Here is a 24044-nt window from a genome sequence, read left to right as displayed (position 1 = left end):
GGGAGGCGTTTAAAAAAGCTTCTCCCAAATCGTGCCTTGTGGGGTGTCCATCAAAGCGATTTTGTGGTTTAAAAGCTCTTCTCTGATGCTATCGGCTTTTAAAAAATCTTTTTGTTCTTTGGCGCGTTTTCTTTCTTCTATCTTGTTTTCAATGTCTTGTTTTTCGCTCTCGCTCACGCCTAATTGGAAATAAGTGCTAGGGTCTTTAAACCCGATGCCAAGCAGTTCTTCTACAAATTTCAAATTCGCTAAAATTTCGCCCTTCAAAGCCTTGTTTTTGGGGTTTTGATCCAGTTTTTCATTCGTAGAAGAAAGCATGCTTTCTAAAACGCTCAACGCTTTAGAAACGTTTAAATCATCTTGCATGCACTCTAAAATTTCTTTTTTAAAATTTGGATTTATTCCTCCTAAAGTCCCTAAAACGCGCTGTTTCAAGCGATAGATTTTATCCAAGCGTTTTTTACTCATTAACAAGTCTTCTTCATTGAAATTCAAAACAGAGCGATAATGCACCCCTAGCAAGTAATTGCGCAAAATTTCGCCATCATAGTTTTTCAGGGCGTCTTTTATGAAAAAGCTATTCCCTAAACTTTTAGACATTTTTTCGTTGTTGATATTCACAAATCCGTTATGCATCCAGTATTTGGCAAGCTCCACGCCAAAGGCGCAACGGGTTTGGCACGCTTCATTTTCATGGTGGGGGAATAACAAATCCGCTCCGCCAGCATGAATATCAATTTGATAAGGGGTGTTAGCGAGCGCTAAAGTTTCAAAAACCATGCTAGAGCATTCTATATGCCAGCCAGGGCGCCCTTTGCCTAAAGGGCTATCAAAGCCCACATCATTATCCCCCTTATAGCTTTTCCATAACACAAAATCCTGCTCCAATCGTTTTTCTTGCACCAAACCAATACGGCTAAATTCCACACTGCTATTATGCACGCTCAAAGAGCCGTAATCTTTATCCTTGCTCGTGTCTAAATAAATATCCCCATTAGAGACTCTATAAGCGAAATTTTTTTCTAAAAGCGTTTCAATCATGCGCACCATAGCGTCTAAATACTCGCTCGCTTTAGGCTCTAGGCTGGGTTTTTTCACGTTCAAAGCGTTCAAATCCCTCGTGTAAGATTCAATATAAATACTGCTTAGTTCTTGAATGCTTTTGTTTTCTTTTAGGGCTTTGTTGATGATTTTATCATCAATATCCGTGAAATTCCTTACTAGCATCACTTCATAGCCGCTCAATTCAAGCGTGCGCCTTAACAAATCAAAAGCAATCGCGCTCCTGGCATGCCCTAAATGAGCGTCATCATACACCGTAGGCCCACACACATAAATATTCGCCTTATTTTGGATTAAAGGCTCAAAAGGGACTTTTTGTTTTGATTTGGTATCATAAATAAACATTTAAAAACCTTGAAAATAATAAAATAAATATAAATGTGTAACCCACGATTTGAACGCTAAGAGTAATAAGATTTCCACGCAAGCGAGAAAAAGGATTACAAGCCATGATTTTAAATTCTTGATTATACCCAAGAATAATTGAAAGCCAAACGCTTTTATCGTTAAAACAAATAAAAATAACCCGCTCAAACTATTCGCTAACGCTAAACCCAAAACCCCTAACAAAGGCATTAAACTCAAAGAAGCCGCTAAACCTAAAAAAAGCGAAATTAAAGAGATTTTAGCCGCTTTTTTTTGCTCTAATTTCGCATAAAGCCACAAAGAAAAGAGTTTAGTTAGCCCAAAAGGGAGCAAGCCTAAAAGATAGAGCGAAAAGACTTGCGAAGTGATTAAAGTGTCTTTAGGGCTAAATTGCCCCCTTTCAAATAAAAGCTCGGTGATTTCTTTGCTTAACATGATCCCCCCAATGCTGCAAAGAAGCAAAACCCCCACCAAAAAAAACCACGCCTTTTGCAAGCGCTGTAAGATTAAATCCTGCTGGTTGTTTTTAAGCGCGATCGCAATGCTGGGGAAAAGGGCGCTAGAGATAGCGATAGCAAATAACGCTAAAGGGAGCTGGAAGACTCTATTAGCGTAATACAAATAAGACACGCTCCCGCTTGCTAGAAAAGAGGCTATCGTGGTGTCTAAAAAAGAAGCGATCTGAGTGGTAGAATTGCCTAAAACGCTGGGGAGGAATTGCTTGAAAAACCCTTTCAAATCCCTTTTAACTCTTTGAGAGCGGTATTTTTTTTTGGCGGCGTTTTTAGTCTTAAAACCCAATAACCCTTTAAACAATAAAGCCCATAAGCCCAATTTGACTAAAGGATAAAAGTGCAATAAAATTTGAGCCACGCCCCCTAAAAGCACGCCATAGCTCAAATAATACAACGCTTCTAAATGCGTTTTTTCTTTAGAAACAAAAAGAGCTAAAATCATGCATAAATTGAGTAAGCTTGTACTATAAGCGCTGGCAAAAAAGCTGTGTTTGTATTGCAAGAGTGCACCTAAAAAAGTGGTGATAAACACCAATAAAAGATACCAAAAATTGATCGCTACAATAGGGGCGCATAGCTTGAGTGTTTCTTCATCAAAGCCGTAAGCTAGGAGTTTGGTTAGCCATAAGGGATTTAATGCCACTAATAAGCACCATAGCAATAAAACGCCACAAAAAATAAGCCCCACTAAACTCGCAAAACTCCCTTTAATGGAACTTCGTATGAAGCTTGGTAAAAAACTTTGAGAAAAAGAACCCTCCGCAAAAATACGCCTGAATAGATTAGGCAATTTGAAAGCCACAAAGAAAATATCGCTATACACCCCAGCCCCTAGAATATTAGCCATCATCAAATCCCGTAAAAAGCCAAAAATCCTAGAGCATAAAATCCCTAAGCTATTGGTTAAAAATATTTTTTTTAGCATACTAGCTGTATTTATTACCTAATTTTCAGTGTTTTTTTGTTAGCATATTTCTTTTTTCAAATTCTTATATTATACCATTTAAGGATTAAAAAATGAGCTTGGAGCGTTTTGCCCCTATAAAAGTTGAGCGGTGCAAAGACATTCAAAAAGAATTAAAAAAAGCGGCCGCTGAAAATAAATTACAAACAGAAGATCTGTGGTTTGAGATTTTAAAAACTTCTATTTTTATCAAAAACAGCGCTAAAGACGATTTTAGCGAGGCTTTTGGTGGGGAATTGCAACAATTAGAAGAAGAGGAATACTATGAAAAAAAAGAGCTAACCCTTTATCAAACCCACGACATTAAAATCAAATCAAACGCTTATAAACGCTTTTTTGAAGTGGAAGTGGATGAACATTTGAGTAAAATAGAAATCGTTTTAGACGAGTGTTTTATTGTCCTAGACACTGAAGAGCATTACCAAGAAATGTTTGCGTATGTTAAGGAGTGTTTAGCCTTTGAAGGCGTGGTGTTTCGCCACCTTTCACAAATGTATGAAAATTTAAAAACAGAGTTAAGAAAATATAAAAAAGAAGCCCAAAATAAGCGCTTTATTTTATACGCTTCTTCAACCTTTATCCCTAATACAGAAGAACAATCCCATTTTTTATTAGAAGAAGAATACCTTCCAACGCATATTATTCCCTTAAGCGATCAAGAAGAATCGTTTGTTAAAGAAAATGATTATATCGCTAAAGAAAATCAAAAAGTCGCTTGCGTGAATTACCCCAAACAAGGCAAAGACGGCCGTAACCTTAAAGGCCTTTATATTGAATTGCCTAAAGTTGCCAATTCGCCCACCCCTATAGGGCATGACAAAAACGCTTTTGAAGAAAGAGAAGAAAATAACGCTTTAGTGTATTACTCCAAAGCCTTACAAGGGGTTAAAATGGAAAAAGGGCGTTTGGTTTCTAAACAAAATTTTATCTTTAAAAACGGGATCAAGTCCATTGAAACGCCTAATCTTTTAGGGGGAGTGGAGAGTGGGCTAGTTTTAGAAATTCAAGCTAAAGATGAATTGAGCGATGCGATTGATTCTAACCTCATTTTAGAAGCGAGCGTAATTAACATTAAGGGCAATGTGGGCAAGAATGTGATCTTAGTGGCCAAAGAAATCACTATAGAGGGGCAAATCCACCCTGAAAGCTATGTCTATGCCAATAAAGCGCGCATCACTAACCATAAGGGCGTGTGCTATGCTAAAGAGTTTGAGTGCAAGTATTTAGAGCGCGCTAAAGTGTATGCCAATAGCGTTAAAGTGGAAGCGAGCGCGGGGAGTGTGGTCTATGCGAAAGAAATCGCTTTAGAAAAGCTCAAAAGCGATAACAAGCTGTATTTTTCCAAGCAATGTTGGATTGATGAGGTGGATGGCAATGGCAACCGCTTTATTTTTTACGCTTTTGGGGGGCGAGAAAACCAAGAAGAATTGAAAAACGCTAAACAAAAACTCAATGCCTTAGGGGTAAAATCTAAAAAAATCATCGCTCAGCACCAGTCCTTAAACCATTTGGTTAAAAACAATCAAATCATCATGGAAAAGCTTAAAAACGCCACCGAAGAAATCAAACGCTCTTTAATGCAACAAGAAAGCGTGAAAGACGCTTATAGCGAGTTTATGTTTGCTTTAAAGCGTTTGAAAATCCTAAAAGCTCAAATGCTAGAATTGCAAAAAATCAATAACGAATGTTACGCTAAACTCATCAGCATAGAAAACAGCTTCCAGCATGCGAGCGTTATGACTAAAAACCCTTTCAAGCAAGAAAATATCGTGATTTATCATCGCAATTACCCTAAAGTGAGCAACTTGAGCGCTATGTTAAGCCACAATGAAAGCGTGAACGTGATCTATGAAGATCATAAAATCAAAAAAGTCCCTAAAAGCGCTATAAAAGGCTAGAGCAAGAAATAAAAAAAGGGATAAAATGATAGTGGGTTTGATAGGGGTTGTGGAAAAAATCTCTGCTTTAGAAGCGCATATAGAAGTGCAAGGGGTTGTTTATGGGGTGCAAGTTTCTATGCGAACGGCTGCTTTACTTCAAGCGGGCCAAAAAGCGCGTTTGAAAATCTTACAAGTGATCAAAGAAGACGCGAATCTTTTATATGGGTTTTTAGAAGAGAGCGAAAAAATCCTTTTTGAAAGGCTTTTAAAAATCAATGGGGTAGGGGGGCGTATCGCTTTAGCCATCCTGTCAAGCTTTTCACCGAACGAATTTGAAAACATTATCGCCACCAAAGAAGTCAAAAGACTCCAGCAAGTCCCAGGTATAGGGAAAAAGCTCGCTGATAAGATCATGGTGGATTTGATTGGCTTTTTCATTCAAGATGAAAACAGACCTGTGCGCAATGAAGTTTTTTTAGCCCTAGAGAGTTTGGGCTTTAAAAGCGCTGAAATCAATAAAGTGTTAAAAACCCTAAAACCCAATCTCAGCATAGAAGCAGCGATTAAAGAAGCCTTACAACAACTGCGCTCTTAAAAAAGTTTTTAGTTTAGCGGCTACGCTTTGAACGAAGCCACCGCAGGCGCAGCCTTGAAGTATCACCTAAAAAGAGCGCTTGAGAGAAGCCACTCAATAAGCGAATTTAGTAAGAATTTAGAATTAAGCGCACAAAACGCTAAATTTAGCAACAACACGCTTAAAATCATTGAAGAGCTTACTAACGGCGTCAAACAAGCGAGCGAAGAAATCAAAGAGAAAGCCACTAAATACGAAAAAGCCTTACAAGAATTACAAAAGATTGATGAAAGCAAACTGACTAAAGAACAGCAACAAGTTTTAAAGGTTTTTAAGGGAGAGTTAGATCAAGCAGAGGTTAAAGGCATAGACTTAAACGACCTTTACATTTTAGATCAAGGCACAAGGCATGCGGGAGCTAAAAAGATTTTAGTTAAACATTATGGAGAAGAAAGCACAGGCGGACTAACGAACGACGAGCTAATTAACATGAGCGAAGTTATTAAAAACGGAAGCGTGTTATTAGAGAGTTTTGAAAGGCTTAAAAATGGGTTTAGATACGGCTATGAATGGGATAATAACGGCGTAAAGCTTAGGTTAGTAGTAGATGATTTAAATGATGGTAATAAGATTTTTGATTTTCATAGGAATTTTAAAGATTTTAGAGATGCCAGGCCACAACCTAGCATCTCAAAGGATAGCAGGACACAACCTACTACCCTTAATGCACCTAATCCTACCCAAAAACCGCTAAATAGTCAAGAGGATTTATTAAAAAATACAGAATTAGATAAAGAAACCACACAAGACGCTACAAAATTAAGCCCTTTAGAACAAGCCAACGCAAAAAAGCTTCTTAAAGAACAACACGCTACAACCCCACTCAAAGAGTTTGGCACTAATTACCCCGAGTTTGCCTTAAAGCCTAAAGAAGCGTTAGAGAAATTATTACAAGAGAAAAACGGACAAGTAGCAGGCGCAGCGTTCAGGGAGGATTTAGGAGGGATTGATTTTGTTTGGGGAACACCAAAGACTAAAGAGAGCGTAGGTTATGGATTAGCGCATGTGTTAGAACGAAGAGAACAGCAAGCGCTTGCTGATGGCTTAAGTGAAGCAGAAGCTAAAGAATACGCCCTAAATATCGTTAAATCTATCCCTGAAGTGTTAGAGAAAGGCACTAAAGGAACGGATCATTTAGGGCGTGTGTTTGTAGATTATGGAAATAAGAGAGTAGGTTTAAATAACACATGGAATAACAAAGATTTAGAAAATCATTGGGTAATAAGCAGTTATGAATTACGAGATACAACAGAGAAGCCCACGCATTTTCCGACCTCGCAAGCAATCACTAAAGAAAAGGACATTTATTCTTTAAACTCCGTAGAAAATAATCCTACAAAAAAACCGCTAAATAGTCAAGAGGATTTATTAAAAAATACAGAAAATTTAAACGAAACCACACAAGAAGCTAAAAATTTAAGCCCCCTTGAACAAGCCAACGCAAAAAAGTATGAATTAATACTAAAAACGAAGCATAAAACGAAATTATAAGGATAGTGTAGCCCATAGAAAAACATTAGCAAAATCTCAGAATAGCAATTAAGCATCAGTTATGAGCTGAGTGCTAGACATATTTGATAAAGCTAATGTGTTTTGAAACTTTAACATAAAAAATTAAACACAAGGAGTAAGGAATGAAAAGCATTAAAAAGCCTCACCTTGACCATACACAAGCCCTTTCGTTTTGCGTGTCAGGGTCTATTGGCACACTCAAAGTGTTTTTAGTATGGGTTAGAAAGTTATTCTCCAACCCATGCCTTGACAATATTAGCGCAAAAATATTAAATAATAGAAAGAGTGAATTAGTTTTAAAAACAATGTTCAAGAGTAACGGAGATTATAAGAATAACAAGGCTTATAAAGAATTTTCAAGCACCTCACTCAATGCTGATGCAAAGGTTCAGCCATAGGTCGAGTTCCCATGGTGGTGCTAAAAAGAACAATACTTAAAAAACTTTAATGAGTCAAGGGGTAAAAAATGAATTAACCTTAAAAACGATATACCAATCAAAGCTTTAATGCAAGACACCAAACCCTCTAAGGGGCAACCATAGGTCGAGTTCCTATAGCGATGTCTGTAAGAATGTTACCATAAAACCCCAGCAAAGTCAAATAACGACCTAAATCTTTTCAAGGAGAACGCAAAGAGAATAAATGAAAAACAAAAAATGATGTTAAAGCAGAGATGAACAAGGCGGACATTATCCACTCTTTCATTCCGCAGGCAAGAACGCTTAAAGAATAAGCCGATGGAGTGGGCTTACATTGAAACTATAAAACAAAAACTTGAAAAAGTCAAGGAAGTCAGGAAATGAAAACTAACGAAGAGTATAGCTACCATCAAATCATAGAGGAAGCGAGAAGGATAATGGATAAAGCGAATCATTAAAGAGTGAGTGGGTTATTATAGGGTTTGAAAAGAAAGCAGGAAATCTTAGAGAACAAGCTAAGTTTATAGACCCTAGCTTAATTACAAAAGATGGGGAGCGTTTAGCTTCTTCTTTAAACTCTAATAACCCCAATCCTACCACAAAAAAATAAGCAAGAAGTAACGAACTACCCGAGCTTACCCAGTCAGTATGAGAAAAATAATCGTCAAGCCCCTTTAAAAATTTTGACTCCGTTGTGATTAAACGCCAATAATTGAGTTTTTAAAAAATGATTTTTTAAACTCTATAAAAATGAAATAACCCTTTTTATGGTTTAGTTAAAGCCCAGTTGGTTTTAGTGAGATTTTCTCTGATGGAAAAAAGCTTGTCTTTGACTTCGTTACTGCTCAATTTCCTCACTTTATCAGAATTGTATTTCAAATCCTGGCTAAGAAGAGACAATCTGTTAGACAAATCGGCAATATCCACCCTTAACCCCTCATCTCTGGCTAATTTGAGCGCTGGGATTAGATCCGTATCTTTTGAAAATATCAAAATCCTATCAGCTATTTTTTTAAAGGCTATTCTTTGAATGTCAAGACCCATGAGCATATCCACCTGCTTTTGTTCTAATAACGCCCTATAACTCCCATCAAACTCCACTCTTATTGCGTTTAACTTAGTCCTTCCTAACCTCAATTCCACTTGATCCAATGAAGCCAGATCGTGTTGGAAATTTTCCACATCGCTATAAATCTTCTCCCATTTAGTCGCTTCACTGCTTTGTAAGATCTCTTCAATGTCGCTGCTGGTGAAGATTTTCATTTCTGTTCCCGGATTTTTTTCATTTTGGAGGGTGTCGTTCCTCTTATCCCATAACGCATGTTCAAAATCAAAGGGTGGGGTGGTATAAAAGTAAATACGACTGATCCATTCATCATCTAGTAAAAAAGCTCTGATAGTAACGATCACATCTAAAGCAATATTGTAATTAACGCATTTTGTTTGTTTAATATCGCGCCTGAAATTCTCCCAATCCACTAATATGATTGTGTTTGCTTTCATTTATTGCTCCCTTATTTATATGCTAAATTTTTTAAAAGTTCTTAATGCAATCTTGTATTTTGCGCTCACAAGAAACATGGATATAATAATAGCGTTTTTTAAACCTTGCGATAAACAAACAGGAATGGTTGATGCGTATTTTAGGGATAGATCCGGGCAGTAGGAAATGCGGGTATGCTATTATCTCTCACACTTCTAACAAGCTTTCTTTAATCACAGCTGGGTTCATTAACATCACCACGACACGCTTGCAAGAACAGATTTTAGACTTGATAGAAGCCTTAGATTGCTTATTGGATCGTTACGAAGTTAATGAAGTGGCGATTGAAGATATTTTCTTTGGGTATAACCCTAAAAGCGTGATCAAGCTTGCGCAATTCAGGGGGGCGTTGTCCTTAAAGATTTTAGAAAGGATCGGTAATTTTAGCGAATACACGCCCTTACAAGTCAAAAAAGCCCTAACCGGTAACGGGAAAGCCACTAAAGAGCAAGTAGCCTTTATGGTCAAACGCTTGCTTAACATCACAAGCGAAATCAAGCCTTTGGATATTAGCGATGCGATAGCCGTTGCTATCACGCATGCGCAACGCTTGAAGCCCCACTAACTACCATTTGTAAGCCACTTCAAAACGCGCATTAAACCCGGGCTCTGCGATCGCTCTTTTAACAGCGTCAGTGCCTGGCATGTCTGGGCTCATGACATAAGGGCTTGTTTGATCCACATAGAATTTGTTGAAAACATTATTAAACACGGCTGAAAGCAACAAACCTTTCCAACGGCTTTTGGTTTTAGGACTCCAATTGATATAAAAATTACTCACGCCATAGCCCGGTTTATGCATATGCACTAACTCTAATTTAGATCCGCATTTGGCTAAATCGGTAGGGGTTTTGGGTTTTTCAGCCGTCCCGTAATCAGGCAAGTAAATATCAAACCCGCAATAATCTAAACCGGTAACAAAGCGGCTAAGCCAAGCAAGATTGATTCCTGTTTTGGGGATGGTGTAATCCAATTTGATGATAAAAACATTACCGGTGCTTGCGGCAAGCTCATAGCTGTCCGCCATTAAATACCCCCTAGTGGTGGGCCAAGTGCGCGAGATCCCCACATTCAAACTCACGCCCTTGTATTTGAATGTCCCGCCCACTTCATAGCCATAGATCCTAATCGCTTGACTCAAATTGGTTACAATCAAATTTTGCGCATATTGTGAGATGAAATTATCCAAAGCTTGATAAAACGCCGCAGCCCTCCCGCTAAAATACTGGCTTGAATAATCAATATTAAATTCAGCGTTAGAGCCCACTTCAGGCTTGATATTTTTAGCGTATCGTAAATCGTTTTGGCGCATATACACACCATCTCCTGGCATAACCCCCCTTGTAACTTGAGAATAAGTGATTTTTAAAGATAGAGGCTCAATGGGGCTGATCACAAGAGCCGCGCTAGGGCTAAAGCCTTGAGTGTAGCGGTGGTTCCAATCTTTATCATAAAGCGTGTATGCGTCCCACCTTACCCCGGCTCCAAAAGTGATGATTTTATGAGGCGAGTAATTCGCTTGCACATAGCCTCCATAAATATTCCCGTTCGCTTTCCCTCTTTGGCACAAAGTAGGATCATTGGGGTTATTATCCACAAGAGTGCAAGCGATTTGTTTTTGCCCTTTATCATCAGTATAGACTTGATTAGGCCTGTATAATTCTGATTTAGGGATGCGAGCGTCAAAAACGCTTAAATTTTGGTAGTTGAATCCGTATTCAAAAAGGCTGTCTGTGGCTTCATCAATCACATGCGCGACTTTAAGGTTTAAGCCGGTGTTGTTTAAAAACAAATCCCTAGGCTGTGAGCTTGGTTTATCCACATCTGAAAAGCTTGGGGTGCAATACCCGCCTTCAACGCATGGGTAATTTTCTTTTTCCCATGCGCTCGCTTGAGAAGTGGGGAATTGAGCATAAACGCCATTAGGATCAAATAGGGGATCAAACTTGGCGTTTCTAATGCTTGTATAAAGGGTAAAATCTAATCGTGGGTCGCCAAAAGAATTTCCCGCTTCCCTTTTGTATTGTAAGGAAAGATTGTTAGCGCTATTAATGGAGTGATACATGTATCTTGTGAAACTATCCAACACATTAGGACACCCTTGAGAACTATCAGGGCTAAAAGGGGCTTCACAAGGATAGGCTAACCCTATAGCGTTACTCCTTAAAGGGCGTGTAGCGTTATCTCGTGTCATGTTCCAGCTGAAAGTGAGCGTGTCTCTGTCGCTCAAATAACCATTCATTTTAACTAAAGCGTTGTTTTGCTCGCTAGGAGTTCCTGGCTCTTTATCGGCTTGTGTGGGATTGAAAAGGTTTTTCATCGCTGTAGCGCCGCTTCTATAATAGAAAATATTTTGATGCGTGTAGTAAGCGATAATATCAAAATGCGCACTTTTGTAAGCCGATCTAAAAGTCTCTCGATCGCCAAAATTGGTATAAAAACTCACCGCCCCACTAGCCGCATAATTTTTCCCCCTAGGGATAAAATCAGCCGCTCCTTTAGTCTCCATTTTAATCACTCCTGCAATCGCTCCTGGCCCTGCACTCGCATTCGCTGCACCTTTAGTCACTTCCACGCTTTTGAGCATGCCAGGGTCAATCACGGTATTGCCTTGGTGGTGGTAGATATTGCCATTTTGCGCAGCCCCATCCACCGTAACCCTTAAAAGCCTGTCTTCAATGCCTCTCACATAGATTTTCTGCCCCATCACGCTCCCTCCGCCCACATTCACATCAGGGTTAGTCCTAAACAAGTCCTTGACTTCATTGCTTTGGCGTTGATCCAATTCTTTAGAAGTTACTTTAAACTCATTGTTGTAAGTGAAAATCCTTTTAGCTTGGGTGGTAACCTTATTTAAAGTGCGCTCCTCGCTATAGCAAGTATCAGCGAGTAGGGGGAAACACAAAACATTCCTAATATATGGTCTTAAAAACATCCAACAACTCTCCTTAAATTTAAAAATTTAAAAAATAAAAATCAAAAAAAAAAAAAAAAACAAAATCCGTTAAAACATTGAGATAGAATAGTATGATAATTATTATTAAAACCAGATTAAAAATAAAATTTTGTTTTTAATCTTTCTTATTTTTGTTAATTGTTACAAATAGAAATACTTAAGGGGGTTTTTTATTCTTAAAAAAAAGATTTTTTAAGGAAATTGAATCTTGTTAGTCTTTGTATAACAAATTATGTAATAATCACCACAAGTAATTGGCTTAGTGCTAGATTACGAAGATTTGAAATCAAATAAAGGAAAAAAGATGGTTAATAAAGATGTGAAACAAACCACTGCTTTTGGTGCTCCCGTTTGGGATGACAACAATGTGATTACGGCTGGCCCTAGAGGTCCTGTTTTATTACAAAGCACTTGGTTTTTGGAAAAGTTAGCGGCATTTGACAGAGAAAGGATTCCTGAAAGAGTGGTGCATGCTAAAGGAAGCGGAGCTTATGGCACTTTCACCGTGACTAAAGACATCACTAAATACACTAAAGCGAAAATTTTCTCTAAAGTGGGCAAAAAAACCGAATGCTTTTTCAGATTCTCTACTGTGGCAGGGGAAAAAGGCAGTGCGGATGCGGTAAGAGACCCAAGAGGTTTTGCGATGAAGTATTACACTGAAGAAGGTAACTGGGATTTAGTAGGGAACAACACGCCCGTTTTCTTTATCCGTGATGCGATCAAATTCCCTGATTTCATCCACACTCAAAAACGAGATCCTCAAACCAATTTGCCTAATCATGACATGGTATGGGATTTTTGGAGTAATGTTCCTGAAAGTTTGTATCAAGTAACATGGGTTATGAGCGATAGAGGTATTCCTAAATCTTTCCGCCACATGGATGGTTTTGGTAGCCACACTTTCAGTCTTATCAACGCTAAAGGTGAACGCTTTTGGGTGAAATTCCACTTTCACACCATGCAAGGCGTTAAGCACTTGACTAATGAAGAAGCTGCAGAAATCAGAAAGCATGATCCTGATTCCAATCAAAGGGATTTATTCAATGCGATCGCTAGAGGGGATTTCCCAAAATGGAAATTAAGCATTCAAGTGATGCCAGAAGAAGATGCTAAAAAGTATCGATTCCATCCGTTTGATGTGACTAAAATTTGGTATCTCCAAGATTATCCATTGATGGAAGTGGGCATTGTAGAGTTGAATAAAAATCCTGAAAACTATTTCGCAGAAGTGGAGCAAGCGGCATTCAGTCCGGCTAATGTCGTTCCTGGAATTGGCTATAGCCCTGATAGGATGTTACAAGGGCGCTTGTTCTCTTATGGAGACACACACCGCTACCGCTTAGGCGTTAATTACCCTCAAATACCGGTTAATAAACCAAGATGCCCATTCCACTCTTCTAGCAGAGATGGTTACATGCAAAACGGATACTACGGCTCTTTACAAAACTATACGCCTAGCTCATTGCCCGGCTATAAAGAGGATAAGAGTGCAAGGGATCCTAAGTTCAACTTAGCTCATATTGAGAAAGAGTTTGAAGTGTGGAATTGGGATTACAGAGCTGAGGATAGCGATTACTACACCCAACCAGGTGATTACTACCGCTCATTGCCAGCTGATGAAAAAGAAAGGTTGCATGACACTGTTGGAGAGTCTTTAGCTCATGTTACCCATAAAGAAATTGTGGATAAACAATTGGAGCATTTCAAGAAAGCTGACCCCAAATACGCTGAGGGAGTTAAAAAAGCTCTTGAAAAACACCAAAAAATGATGAAAGACATGCATGGAAAAGACATGCACCACACAAAAAAGAAAAAGTAACCCTTTTCTTTAAGCGTTCTTATTTTTTAGGAACGCTTTGTCTTTCAAAATTTAGGTTTTTGGATACTCATCAATCCTTTGGTGGTGTGTCCTACTTTTTCATTCATTCAACGAATTTAAAAATTACAATAAAGAGTTATAGTTATGAAACGAAGGGATTTTATTAAAACGACTGCTTTAGGCGCTACAGGTGCTGTTTTAGGAGCACAGATTTTGCAGGCAGAAGAAAGCAAAGGGAGTGTTGCAAAATATAAAATAGAAGCTCAATACAGCATTGATTTTGATTCTGCAGAACACACTTCACTTTTTATTCCCATGCCGAGTGTTGTAGCGAGCAATGTGCATTTACAAGGCAATCATGCCAGTTATAAGAGCATGCTTGCTTTTGGCGTGCCTTATTTGCAAGTGGATTTTTTAAAAAGCACTCAAAAAAAGCAAGTCCATTTGTCTTATGAGATCGCTAGCTATCAATTGAATGAGCGTTTGTTTGAAACGAGCGATTTTGTAGCGATGGGGCGTTATGAAAGAGACGATGCGAGCGTGGCTAACATTGCCAACCAACTCAAGGGAACAACCCCTAAAGAAAGCGTTCGTAGTTTTTATGCGTTCATCAAGCATGAGATGCCTAAGAGACAGAAGGCTTTAGAGGGTAAAGAAAATTTGCCTAAACGAGAGAGTTTGCCTTGGTTTGCAACCATTTCCAAAGAGAGCATGTTTGTGTCCTTATGCCATGCATGTGGGATTAAAAGCGCTGAAGTGCAAGGCTTGAAATTGACTCAAAACAGCGTGGTGAAAAACGCTTCTAGGGTAGAAGTGTATTTGAAAGATTCATTTCTAGCGTTTGATTTTCAAAATAATCACAAGGAAGTTTTTATCCCGTTGAATCGTCATAAAGACATGCAGTTAGATTCTGCTTTATTGGCGACTTTTGGCGATGCCTTTGCCCTTGTAGATGGTAGGGATTTAGGCAATTACGAGAGCAAACTTTTTGAAAAAAGAGTGTCCTATACAATTGTCTAAAGGCATGAAATTTAGGAATATTCCTTGATAGCGAGCTTTCCTTTTTAAGGAGAGTTTGCAAAAAGGGTTTAAAGGGTTGTCTTTATGCGAGAATTTTTTAAGAAACTTGGCACAGAATACGCTTCTAAGCTGTTTTTGGTTTATTGGCTTAGGTGGATGTTGAGCGCGTTGGTGATGCTGCCTTTTATGGAGATTTTCTATTATTTCAATTTTCCGTTGTGGCTCAATCTTTTCTTGGGGCAAACCATTGGAGCGGTGATTTTTTTCAAGCTGGATAAGTTGATTTTTTCTAAAAAATGACTTTATAAGCTTAAAAAGCCACTAAGCTTTTCCCATTCTTAAGCTTTTGTATTTTCCTAAGCTTTTTTGAGGAATTCAGATTTTAAGGACAGACTCTGCCTCTCCACTTTACAATCCACATTGTGATCGCCATTGACGAGCTTGATATTTTTGATTTTGGTGCCTTTTTTAAGCACTAAAGATGAACCTTTAACCTTTAAATCCTTAATGAGAATGACCGAGTCCCCATTTTGTAAAAGATTGTTATGGCAATCTTTAACGATCAATTCTTCACCATTAACTTCATTCTCATTCCATTCATACAAACAGCTAGAGCAAATTAGTTGCACGCCGTCATGGTAGGTGTAGGCGTTGTTGCATTTAGGGCATGGGGGTAAATCTTGCATGATAATTGTCCTTATTGTGGTATCAGTATGACGATATTACCTAAAGTAAGGTTATAAAACGCTTTATTTTGATAAGTATCAACCCCTAAGATCGCATGGTAAAAAATTATCACCTGCTTAGTGCAAGCTATTTAATATTTTAAAAAATTCTTTTAGCTTTTTTAATGTTATCAATTTAAGTTTTTCTCGTTGGTATTCAAAAAGCTCTTTTTAAAATAGGTTACTAAATGTTACTAATAAGTTAAAATTTATTAAAATAATCATAATGATTAAAGCTTTTAACCACTATTGTAGAAAAATAACAAGAGGGTTTGTAAAAACTCCCATTAAAAACAAGGAGCAAAAAAGATGAAAAAAGCGGGCTTTCTTTTTTTAGCGATGGTGGCTATCGTTGTTATGAGTTTAAACGCTAAAGATCCGAATGTGTTGCGTAAGATTGTTTTTGAGAAATGTTTGCCTAATTATGAGAAAAATCAGAATCCTTCGCCATGCATAGAAGTCAAACCCGATGCCGGCTATGTGGTTTTAAAAGATATTAACGGTCCGTTGCAATATTTGTTGATGCCAACAACTCACATTAGCGGTATTGAAAGCCCTTTGTTGCTTGATTCTTCTACGCCTAACTTTTTTTATTTATCCTGGCAAGCACGCGATTTTATGAGTAAAAAATACGGCAAACCCATTCCTGATAGCGCGATTTCTTTGACGATCAACTCTAAAAAAGGGCGATCGCAAAACCATTTTCATATCCACATCTCTTGCATTAGCCCTGATGTGCGCAAACAGCTGGATAATAATCTAAAAAAAATCAACAGCCGTTGGTCGCCATTATCAGGTGGCTTGAACGGGCATAAATATTTGGCGCGTCGGGTAACAGAGAGCGAATTGGCGCAAAAAAGCCCGTTTGTCATGCTTAATAAAGAAGTGCCTAACGCGCACAAACGCATGGGGGACTATGGCTTAGCGGTGGTGCAACAAAGCGATAACTCCTTTGTCTTATTAGCGACACAATTTAACCCATTGACTTTAAATCGCGCTTCAGCCGAAGAGATTCAAGATCATGAATGCGCGATTTTGCACTAAAGCGAGTTAGATTCTTAAATTTGAGCGATAGTCTTTAAAAAGCGTAATTAAGGGGTGGTGTTACAAAACCCCCTATCCCCTTATGAATTTGACCGATCTTTTTGATTAACAAAACTTAAAATCCGCAACTAATCATTCTAAAAAGCTATTTAGGAACAACTTTTGCTTTATTTTGCATAGATTGAATTTCTTTACATTAAAGGATAACCATGCTTAGGTCTTTATGGTCTGGTGTCAATGGGATGCAAGCCCACCAAATCGCTTTGGATATTGAGAGTAACAATATTGCGAATGTGAATACCACTGGGTTTAAATATTCTAGGGCTTCTTTTGTGGACATGCTCTCTCAAGTCAAACTCATCGCTACCGCGCCCTATAAAAACGGGTTAGCAGGGCAGAATGACTTTTCTGTGGGGCTTGGGGTAGGCGTGGATGCGACGACTAAAATCTTTTCACAAGGCAATATCCAAAACACAGATGTCAAAACCGATCTAGCGATTCAAGGCGATGGCTTTTTTATCATTAGCCCTGATAGGGGGATCACGCGCAATTTCACTAGAGATGGGGAGTTCCTTTTTGACTCGCAAGGGAGTTTGGTTACCACCGGCGGGCTTGTGGTGCAAGGGTGGGTGAGAAACGGGAGCGATACCGGCAATAAAGGGAGCGATACGGACGCTTTAAAAGTGGATAACACCGGCCCTTTAGAAAACATTAGGATTGACCCAGGAATGGTGATGCCAGCCAGAGCGAGTAACCGCATTTCTATGAGGGCGAATTTAAACGCTGGAAGGCATGCCGATCAAACAGCGGCGATATTTGCTTTGGATTCTTCAGCCAAAACCCCTTCAGATGGCATTAATCCGGTGTATGATTCAGGCACGAATTTAGCTCAAGTCGCCGAAGACATGGGATCTTTATACAATGAAGATGGCGACGCTCTTTTATTGAATGAAAACCAAGGGATATGGGTGAGCTATAAAAGTGCAAAAATGGTCAAAGACATCCTCCCTTCTGCAGAAAACAGCACGCTTGAATTGAATGGGGTTAAGATTTCTTTCACAAACGATTCAGCGGTGAGTAGGACTTCAAGCTTAGTAGCGGCGAAAAATGCGATCAATGCGGTCAAAAGCCAAACAGGGATTGAAGCTTATTTGGACGGCAAGCAATTGCGTTTGGAAAACACCAATGAATTAGACGGCGATGAAAAGCTTAAAAATATTGTGGTTACTCAAGCCGGGACTGGGGCGTTCGCTAACTTTTTAGACGGCGATAAAGATGTAACGGCTTTCAAATACAGCTATACGCATTCTATCAGCCCTAATGCGGATATTGGGCAGTTTAGGACCACTGAAGATTTGCGCGCCTTAATCCAGCATGACGCTAATATCGTTAAAGACCCTAGTTTAGCGGACAATTACCAGGACTCAGCCGCTTCTATAGGGGTTAGCGTCAACCAATACGGCATGTTTGAAATCAATAATAAAGACAATAAAAATGTCATTAAAGAAAATCTTAATATCTTTGTGAGTGGGTATTCTTCAGACAGCGTAACGAACAATGTTTTGTTTAAAAACGCGATGAAAGGGCTTAATACCGCTTCTTTAATTGAAGGGGGAGCGTCAGCGAGCAGTTCTAAATTCACCCACGCAACCCATGCGACAAGCATTGATGTGATAGACAGCTTAGGCACTAAACACGCCATGCACATTGAATTTTATAGGAGTGGGGGAGCGGAATGGAATTTCAGGGTGATTGTGCCTGAGCCTGGGGAATTAGTAGGGGGGTCAGCGGCTAGGCCTAATGTGTTTGAAGGAGGCCGTTTGCATTTTAATAATGACGGATCGCTTGCAGGCATGAACCCGCCTCTTTTACAATTTGACCCTAAAAATGGCGCTGATGCTCCCCAACGCATCAATTTAGCCTTTGGTTCTTCAGGGAGCTTTGACGGGCTAACGAGCGTGGATAAGATTTCTGAAACTTATGCGATTGAGCAAAACGGCTATCAAGCGGGCGATTTGATGGATGTCCGCTTTGATTCAGACGGGGTGCTTTTAGGAGCGTTCAGTAATGGTAGGACTTTGGCACTCGCGCAAGTGGCTTTAGCGAATTTCGCTAACGATGCGGGCTTACAGGCTTTAGGCGGGAATGTCTTTTCTCAAACCGGAAACTCAGGGCAAGCCTTAATCGGCGCGGCTAATACGGGGCGTAGGGGTTCGATTTCAGGATCTAAACTAGAGTCTAGTAATGTGGATTTGAGCCGGAGTTTAACGAATTTGATTGTGGTTCAAAGGGGGTTTCAAGCGAACTCTAAAGCGGTAACCACATCCGATCAAATCCTTAATACCCTATTGAATCTTAAGCAATAAACTAAAGGATTACTCTAATACAATATAATAGGGGCTAATTTAAAGATTAAGGTTTAGTATGCATGAATACTCGGTCGTTTCTTCTTTAATCGCTCTTTGCGAAGAGCATGCGAAGAAAAATCAAGCCCATAAGATTGAAAGAGTCGTGGTCGGTATTGGTGAAAGAAGTGCTATGGATAAGAGCTTGTTTGTGAGCGCGTTTGAGACTTTTAGAGAAGAATCTTTGGTGTGTAAAGACGCTATTTTAGACATTGTAGATGAAAAGGTTGAATTAGAATGCAAGGATTGTTCGCATGTTTTTAAGCCTAACGCGCTAGATTATGGGGTGTGTGAGAAATGCCACAGCAAGAATGTTATTATCACTCAAGGCAATGAAATGCGTTTGTTGTCTTTAGAAATGTTAGCGGAATAAAAACCGATGCAAGAAGAATTGAACGCTTACCAGCAAGAAATTAAAGACACTAGAGAAGTTTTAAAAAAAATCCGTTTGGAATTGAAGCAGGTCCAAGAAATCTTGCGTAAGAAAAAAAGCGCCTTAAAAGGTTTGAAGCAAGAAATCTATCAAAAAAAATCAGAAAAAGAAAACTCCCGCTTAAACAAAGAAGCACAAAATACAGAAGAGAGTGTGATTTTCCCTAAAGCCCTTGAAGAAGTGGAGGTTTTCACTAATGATAATCAGGTTATAATGGCAAAACCAAGCAAGCGTGTGTTTGATGAAGGGCTTTACTTGCAATACCGCAGCGTTTTGCGCGAAAACAGGCTTTTAAAAAACCACCTCTCTAAAAAAGATTTTGAAAATGCGTTACTCAAAATTGAATTGAGGGATTTGCATAAAGAAATCAAGCTCTATCAAGTCCAAAACCTTTTGAAAGACAAATAATGCCCACGATTTTAGTGAGCGCTTTAGAAGCGAGCTCTAATGCGCATTTAGAGGAATTACGCCGCAATTTGCCTAAAGATTATCGTTTTATTGGCGTGTTTGAAGGGAAAAACGCACTCTATAGCCCTAGGGAATTTTCTGTCATGGGTTTTAGAGACGTGATAGGCCGTTTGGGGTTTTTACTCAAAGCCCATAAAGAAATGGTCCAATTAGCCAAACAAGCGGATATGGTGCTTTTAATGGATTCTTCTTCTTTCAATATCCCCCTAGCCAAAAAAATCAAAAAACAAGATCCGCATAAAAAAATCATGTATTATATTTTACCGCAAGTTTGGGCATGGAAAAAATGGCGCACTAAAAGCCTTGAAAAATACTGCGATTTTTTGGGAGCGATTTTGCCTTTTGAAGTGGGCTATTACCAAAAAAAAGCCCAATATGTGGGACACCCTTTATTAGATGAAATTAAATACTATAAAAAAGATATTAAGGGTGAAACTCTAGTGTTTATGCCAGGAAGCCGAAAAAGTGAAATCGCTAAAATGTTCCCTTTGTTTGTCAAAGTGGCTCAAATTTTAGAACAAAACGAAGGGTTTAAAAGGCGTGTGTTAGTGGTGCCGAGTTTCTTTAAGGGGTTGGATTTGAAAGCCCTTTATGGAGAAGACATTCAATTATTTGAAATTTCTTATGATGCGCATAAGAGTTTGTTTGAAGCTGAGTTTGCGTTCATTTGCAGCGGCACAGCGACTTTAGAGGCCGCTTTGATTGGCACGCCTTTTGTCCTAGCGTATAGGGCTAAAACGATGGATTTTTTGATCGCTAGAATGTTGGTCAATTTGCATTATATAGGTTTAGCGAATATTTTTTATAACGCCTTAAATGATGAAACTCCAGGGCTTGGGGAGAGCCAATTGCACCCGGAATTGATCCAACATTTTTTGAGCGTAGAGGGTTTGTTAAAAGCGTATGAAGAAATGGATAGAGAACGCTATTTTAAAGAAAGTTTGAGATTAAGGGAATATTTAGCCAGTGGGAGTGCAAGAAAAATCGCTAATGAAATGGCTTTTTTGCTGAATTTAACTTAATTTTTACTATAATCTCTACTGAATAAGCTTAGGAGATTAAATGAATAAAGAACCTATGAGTATGCATGGATACAATAAGATTTGCGCGGAATTAAAGCAATTAAAAGAGGTGGAACGGCCTAATATTGTGAAAGAAATTGATATTGCTAGAGGGCATGGGGATTTGAAAGAAAACGCTGAATACCATGCCGCTAAAGAAAAACAACGCTTCATTGAAGCGAGGATCGTGGATTTAAGCGAGATTATTTCTAACGCTCAAGTGATTGATCCGAGCGCTTTAGCCCACAATAAAGTGAGTTTTGGCAGCACGATTAAAATCCTTAATTTGGATAACGATAAAGAGTTTTCTTACACGATAGTAGGGAGCGTGGAGAGCGATCCAGCTAAAGGGTTAATCTCTTTTGGTTCGCCGATCGCTAAGAGTTTGATCGGTAAGAGCAAGGGCGATGCGGTGAGCATTCAATTGCCCAATGGCGAGAGCGATTTTGAAATTTTAGACATTTATTATAAAGAGATTTGTTTTGATGAAAATTAAAATCCAAAAAATCCACCCAAACGCCCTTGTCCCTGAATACCAAACCGAGGGTTCTTCAGGCTTTGATTTGCATGCGGTGGAAGAAGTGATGATCAAACCTCATAGCGTGGGGTTGGTGAAAATAGGGATTTGTTTGTCTTTAGAAGTGGGGTATGAATTACAGGTGCGCACCCGTAGCGGTTTGGCTTTGAACCATCAGGTGATGGTGTTAAACTCTCCTGGCACGGTGGATAATGATTATAGGGGCGAAATTAAGGTCATTTTAGCGAATTTGAGCGATAAAGATTTTAAAGTCCAGGTAGGGGATAGGATCGCTCAAGGGGTGGTTCAAAAAACTTATAAAGCCGAATTTATAGAATGCGAACAATTAGATGAAACTTCAAGGGGTAGCGGGGGGTTTGGCAGCACAGGAGTGAGTAAGGCATGAGTATTAAGGAAAATTTAGAGCAAGTTAAAAACGAATTTAAAAGCGATGAAAAGCTTTTAGAGGGGGCGTTTAGATTAGAAAAGTTTTTCAAACGCTACAAGTGGGTGTTGTTGTTTATCGTGGTGGCTTTTATCGCTTATTTAGGGGATACAAAATTGCAAGATTATAAGCATGAGCAAACTAGAGAGCGGATCACTCAAATTTATAATGAAGTGCTAGAGAGTCCTAATAATATAGCCTTGCAAAAAAGATTGAAAGAAGTCGCCCCAGAGTTGTATGACTTGTATCAGTTCGCCAGAGCGAGTGAGAGAAACGATGCAAACGAGTTTAAAAGGCTTTCGCAATCTTCTAATGAAATCGTTAAAGCGTTCGCACAATATTCTTACACATCGCTCTCTAGAGATAAAAACTTGCTTGAAAAAAGCCCCATTCTCAAAGAAATGAGCACTTTACAAGAAGTGAATTTGTTGTATGAAGAAAATTCTAAAGACGCAATCAAAAAAGCGCATCAAAGTTTATCCACTATCCCTCTAAGTTCTTCACTCTATGCTATAATCTCTGTTTTAAAACATTATGGCGTGTTAGAAGATATTCAGCAAAACCCTTCCAAACCAACCAATCTAAAAAAAGAAACCATTCAAGGAACGCATTGATTTGATGAATAAACCATTTTTAATCTTACTCATAGCCCTAATTGTCTTTAGCGGCTGTAACATGAGAAAATACTTCAAACCCGCTAAACACCAAATTAAAGGCGAAGCGTATTTCCCTAACCATTTGCAAGAAAGTATCGTTTCGTCTAATCGTTATGGAGCCATTTTGAAAAATGGAGCGGTTATAGGCGATAAAGGTTTAACGCAGCTAAGAATCGGTAAGAATTTCAATTATGAAAGCAGTTTTTTAAATGAGAGTCAAGGGTTTTTCATCCTTGCGCAAGATTGTTTGAACAAGATTGATAAAAAAACAAGCAAAAGCAAGGCGGCTAAGACTGAAGAAACGGAATTGAAATTAAAGGGCGTTGAAGCGGAAGTCCAAGATAAAGTCTGTCATCAAGTGGAATTGATTAGCAATAACCCTAACGCCAGCCAACAATCTATTGTTATTCCTTTGGAGACTTTTGCCTTGAGCGCGAGCGTTAAAGGGAATCTTTTAGCGGTGGTGTTAGCGGACAATTCAGCGAATTTATACGACATCACTTCTCAAAAATTGCTTTTTAGTGAGAAAGGTTCCCCAAGCACCACGATCAATTCTTTAATGGCGATGCCTATTTTTATGGATACGGTCGTGGTGTTCCCTATGCTAGATGGGCGCTTGTTGGTCGTGGATTATGTGCATGGAAACCCTACGCCTATTAGAAACATTGTTATCAGCAGCGATAAGTTTTTTAACAATATCACCTACCTTATTGTAGATGGCAATAACATGATCGCTTCTACAGGGAAAAGGATACTCTCAGTGGTGAGCGGTCAAGAGTTCAACTATGATGGGGATATTGTGGATTTGCTTTATGATAAGGGGACTTTATACGTGCTCACGCTAGACGGGCAAATTTTGCAAATGGATAAGAGTTTGAGGGAATTAAACAGCGTGAAACTGCCCTTCGCTTCGCTCAATACCATTGTATTAAACCATAATAAATTGTATTCTTTAGAAAAGCGTGGGTATGTGATAGAGGTGGATTTGAATGATTTTGATTCGTATAATGTCTATAAAACGCCGTCTATAGGCAGTTTTAAGTTTTTTTCATCCAATCGTTTGGATAAAGGGGTGTTTTATGATAAAAATCGGGTGTATTATGATCGCTACTATTTAGATTATAATGATTTTAAGCCCAAGCTTTATCCCGTTGTGGAAAAATCGGCATCTAAAAAATCTCAAAAAGGCGAAAAAGGGAACGCTCCTATTTATTTGCAAGAAAGGCATAAAGCTAAAGAAAATAAACAGCCTTTAGAGGAAAAAATCAAACCCACTCAAGGGAATAGCGGGTTTGAAGAAGAAGAGGTTAAAACCAGAAGGCCTGAGCCTATTAAGGATCAAAATAACGCTATCCAACAAGGCGAAACAAAAAACAATGAAAGTAAAAACGCTCCTGTTTCAAAAGAGGATAACGCTATTAAAGAAGCGCCAAAACTCAGCCCTAAAGAAGAAAAACGCCGCTTGAAAGAAGAAAAGAAAAAAGCCAAAGCCGAACAAAGAGCGAGAGAATTTGAACAAAGAGCGAGAGAGCATCAAGAAAGAGATGAAAAAGAGCTTGAAGAAAGAAGAAAAGCTTTAGAAATGAATAAGAAGTGA

The 24044-nt window shown here is 38.9% G+C and carries 21 protein-coding genes and 1 pseudogene; 17 read left to right on the top strand and 5 right to left on the bottom strand.

What is annotated here, in order from left to right:
- Positions 1 to 9 precede the first annotated feature (9 nt).
- Complete coding sequence (gene cysS / locus HG567_RS04305; RefSeq protein ID WP_202163669.1) at positions 10 to 1407, bottom strand: cysteine--tRNA ligase; 1398 nt, start codon at positions 1405 to 1407, stop codon at positions 10 to 12.
- Positions 1408 to 2868 (bottom strand): murein biosynthesis integral membrane protein MurJ, encoded by a 1461-nt coding sequence (gene murJ, locus HG567_RS04300; protein WP_202163668.1) that lies wholly within the window; start codon positions 2866 to 2868, stop codon positions 1408 to 1410.
- A gap of 92 nt (positions 2869 to 2960) precedes the next feature.
- Between murJ and HG567_RS04295 the strand changes: the two genes are divergently transcribed.
- From HG567_RS04295 to HG567_RS04280, 4 genes are all read left to right on the top strand, one after another.
- Positions 2961 to 4805: a hypothetical protein gene (locus HG567_RS04295; RefSeq protein ID WP_202163667.1), complete on the top strand. Its 1845-nt coding sequence runs from the start codon at positions 2961 to 2963 to the stop codon at positions 4803 to 4805.
- A 25-nt stretch (positions 4806 to 4830) separates the two neighbouring features.
- Positions 4831 to 5382: a Holliday junction branch migration protein RuvA gene (ruvA, locus tag HG567_RS04290; RefSeq protein WP_202139313.1), complete on the top strand. Its 552-nt coding sequence runs from the start codon at positions 4831 to 4833 to the stop codon at positions 5380 to 5382.
- Positions 5383 to 5409: 27 nt separating this feature from the next.
- Positions 5410 to 6912 (top strand): DUF3519 domain-containing protein, encoded by a 1503-nt coding sequence (locus HG567_RS04285; RefSeq protein ID WP_421812869.1) that lies wholly within the window; start codon positions 5410 to 5412, stop codon positions 6910 to 6912.
- A 143-nt stretch (positions 6913 to 7055) separates the two neighbouring features.
- Entirely contained in the window at positions 7056 to 7331 is a 276-nt protein-coding gene (locus tag HG567_RS04280) for a hypothetical protein (RefSeq protein WP_237392949.1), read from the top strand.
- Positions 7332 to 8117: 786 nt separating this feature from the next.
- On the opposite strand, the gene HG567_RS04275 is transcribed toward HG567_RS04280, so the two are convergent.
- On the bottom strand, positions 8118 to 8855 hold the full coding sequence (locus HG567_RS04275) for an NYN domain-containing protein (RefSeq protein ID WP_202139312.1): 738 nt from the start codon (positions 8853 to 8855) through the stop codon (positions 8118 to 8120).
- Positions 8856 to 8986: 131 nt separating this feature from the next.
- Here HG567_RS04275 and ruvC point away from each other — a divergent pair, with 131 nt between their 5' ends.
- Positions 8987 to 9460, top strand: coding sequence for a crossover junction endodeoxyribonuclease RuvC (gene ruvC / locus HG567_RS04270; RefSeq protein ID WP_001221183.1), 474 nt, complete (start codon positions 8987 to 8989; stop codon positions 9458 to 9460).
- Here the strand turns inward: ruvC and HG567_RS04265 are convergent, their stop codons facing one another.
- A complete protein-coding gene (locus tag HG567_RS04265; protein WP_202163666.1) occupies positions 9461 to 11830 on the bottom strand; it encodes a TonB-dependent receptor in 2370 nt (789 codons plus the stop codon). It lies immediately after the preceding gene.
- Positions 11831 to 12155: 325 nt separating this feature from the next.
- Between HG567_RS04265 and HG567_RS04260 the strand changes: the two genes are divergently transcribed.
- The 3 genes from HG567_RS04260 to HG567_RS04250 all read left to right on the top strand — a co-directional run bounded on the left by HG567_RS04260 (position 12156) and on the right by HG567_RS04250 (position 14993).
- Positions 12156 to 13673, top strand: coding sequence for a catalase (locus HG567_RS04260; RefSeq protein WP_202139310.1), 1518 nt, complete (start codon positions 12156 to 12158; stop codon positions 13671 to 13673).
- A 144-nt stretch (positions 13674 to 13817) separates the two neighbouring features.
- On the top strand, positions 13818 to 14693 hold the full coding sequence (locus tag HG567_RS04255) for a twin-arginine translocation signal domain-containing protein (protein ID WP_202163665.1): 876 nt from the start codon (positions 13818 to 13820) through the stop codon (positions 14691 to 14693).
- A gap of 84 nt (positions 14694 to 14777) precedes the next feature.
- Positions 14778 to 14993, top strand: a complete 216-nt coding sequence (locus HG567_RS04250) for a hypothetical protein (protein WP_001206520.1) — start codon at positions 14778 to 14780, stop codon at positions 14991 to 14993.
- 56 nt (positions 14994 to 15049) lie between these two features.
- Here the strand turns inward: HG567_RS04250 and HG567_RS04245 are convergent, their stop codons facing one another.
- The gene (locus tag HG567_RS04245; protein ID WP_202139308.1) at positions 15050 to 15379 is read right to left on the bottom strand and encodes a zinc ribbon domain-containing protein YjdM; all 330 of its coding nucleotides are present in this window, start codon (positions 15377 to 15379) and stop codon (positions 15050 to 15052) included.
- 189 nt (positions 15380 to 15568) lie between these two features.
- Here HG567_RS04245 and cdh point away from each other — a divergent pair.
- From cdh to pgbB, 9 genes and pseudogenes are all read left to right on the top strand, one after another.
- Positions 15569 to 16462, top strand: a pseudogene (cdh, locus tag HG567_RS04240) (CDP-diacylglycerol diphosphatase).
- Between the two features lie 209 nt (positions 16463 to 16671).
- Positions 16672 to 18828, top strand: a complete 2157-nt coding sequence (flgE, locus tag HG567_RS04235) for a flagellar hook protein FlgE (protein WP_108329008.1) — start codon at positions 16672 to 16674, stop codon at positions 18826 to 18828.
- 58 nt (positions 18829 to 18886) lie between these two features.
- On the top strand, positions 18887 to 19240 hold the full coding sequence (gene hypA, locus HG567_RS04230) for a hydrogenase/urease nickel incorporation protein HypA (protein WP_000545280.1): 354 nt from the start codon (positions 18887 to 18889) through the stop codon (positions 19238 to 19240).
- A gap of 6 nt (positions 19241 to 19246) precedes the next feature.
- Complete coding sequence (gene mua, locus HG567_RS04225; RefSeq protein ID WP_202139307.1) at positions 19247 to 19708, top strand: nickel-binding protein Mua; 462 nt, start codon at positions 19247 to 19249, stop codon at positions 19706 to 19708.
- On the top strand, positions 19708 to 20790 hold the full coding sequence (gene lpxB, locus HG567_RS04220; protein WP_202139306.1) for a lipid-A-disaccharide synthase: 1083 nt from the start codon (positions 19708 to 19710) through the stop codon (positions 20788 to 20790). The genes mua and lpxB overlap by 1 nt, the downstream gene beginning before the upstream one ends.
- Positions 20791 to 20830: 40 nt before the next feature.
- Positions 20831 to 21325: a transcription elongation factor GreA gene (greA, locus tag HG567_RS04215; RefSeq protein WP_001031332.1), complete on the top strand. Its 495-nt coding sequence runs from the start codon at positions 20831 to 20833 to the stop codon at positions 21323 to 21325.
- On the top strand, positions 21315 to 21752 hold the full coding sequence (gene dut / locus HG567_RS04210) for a dUTP diphosphatase (RefSeq protein WP_120838278.1): 438 nt from the start codon (positions 21315 to 21317) through the stop codon (positions 21750 to 21752). The genes greA and dut overlap by 11 nt, the downstream gene beginning before the upstream one ends.
- Positions 21749 to 22405 carry a hypothetical protein gene (locus tag HG567_RS04205; RefSeq protein WP_202139305.1) on the top strand — a complete coding sequence of 219 codons (657 nt, stop codon included), beginning with the start codon at positions 21749 to 21751 and terminating at the stop codon, positions 22403 to 22405. The genes dut and HG567_RS04205 overlap by 4 nt, the downstream gene beginning before the upstream one ends.
- Before the next feature lie 4 nt (positions 22406 to 22409).
- Complete coding sequence (gene pgbB, locus HG567_RS04200) at positions 22410 to 24044, top strand: plasminogen-binding protein PgbB (RefSeq protein ID WP_202139304.1); 1635 nt, start codon at positions 22410 to 22412, stop codon at positions 24042 to 24044.

Origin of the sequence: Helicobacter pylori, from assembly GCF_016755635.1 — a bacterium.
Classification (GTDB): domain Bacteria; phylum Campylobacterota; class Campylobacteria; order Campylobacterales; family Helicobacteraceae; genus Helicobacter; species Helicobacter pylori_CQ.
This window is presented reverse-complemented; position numbering and strand designations above follow the sequence as displayed.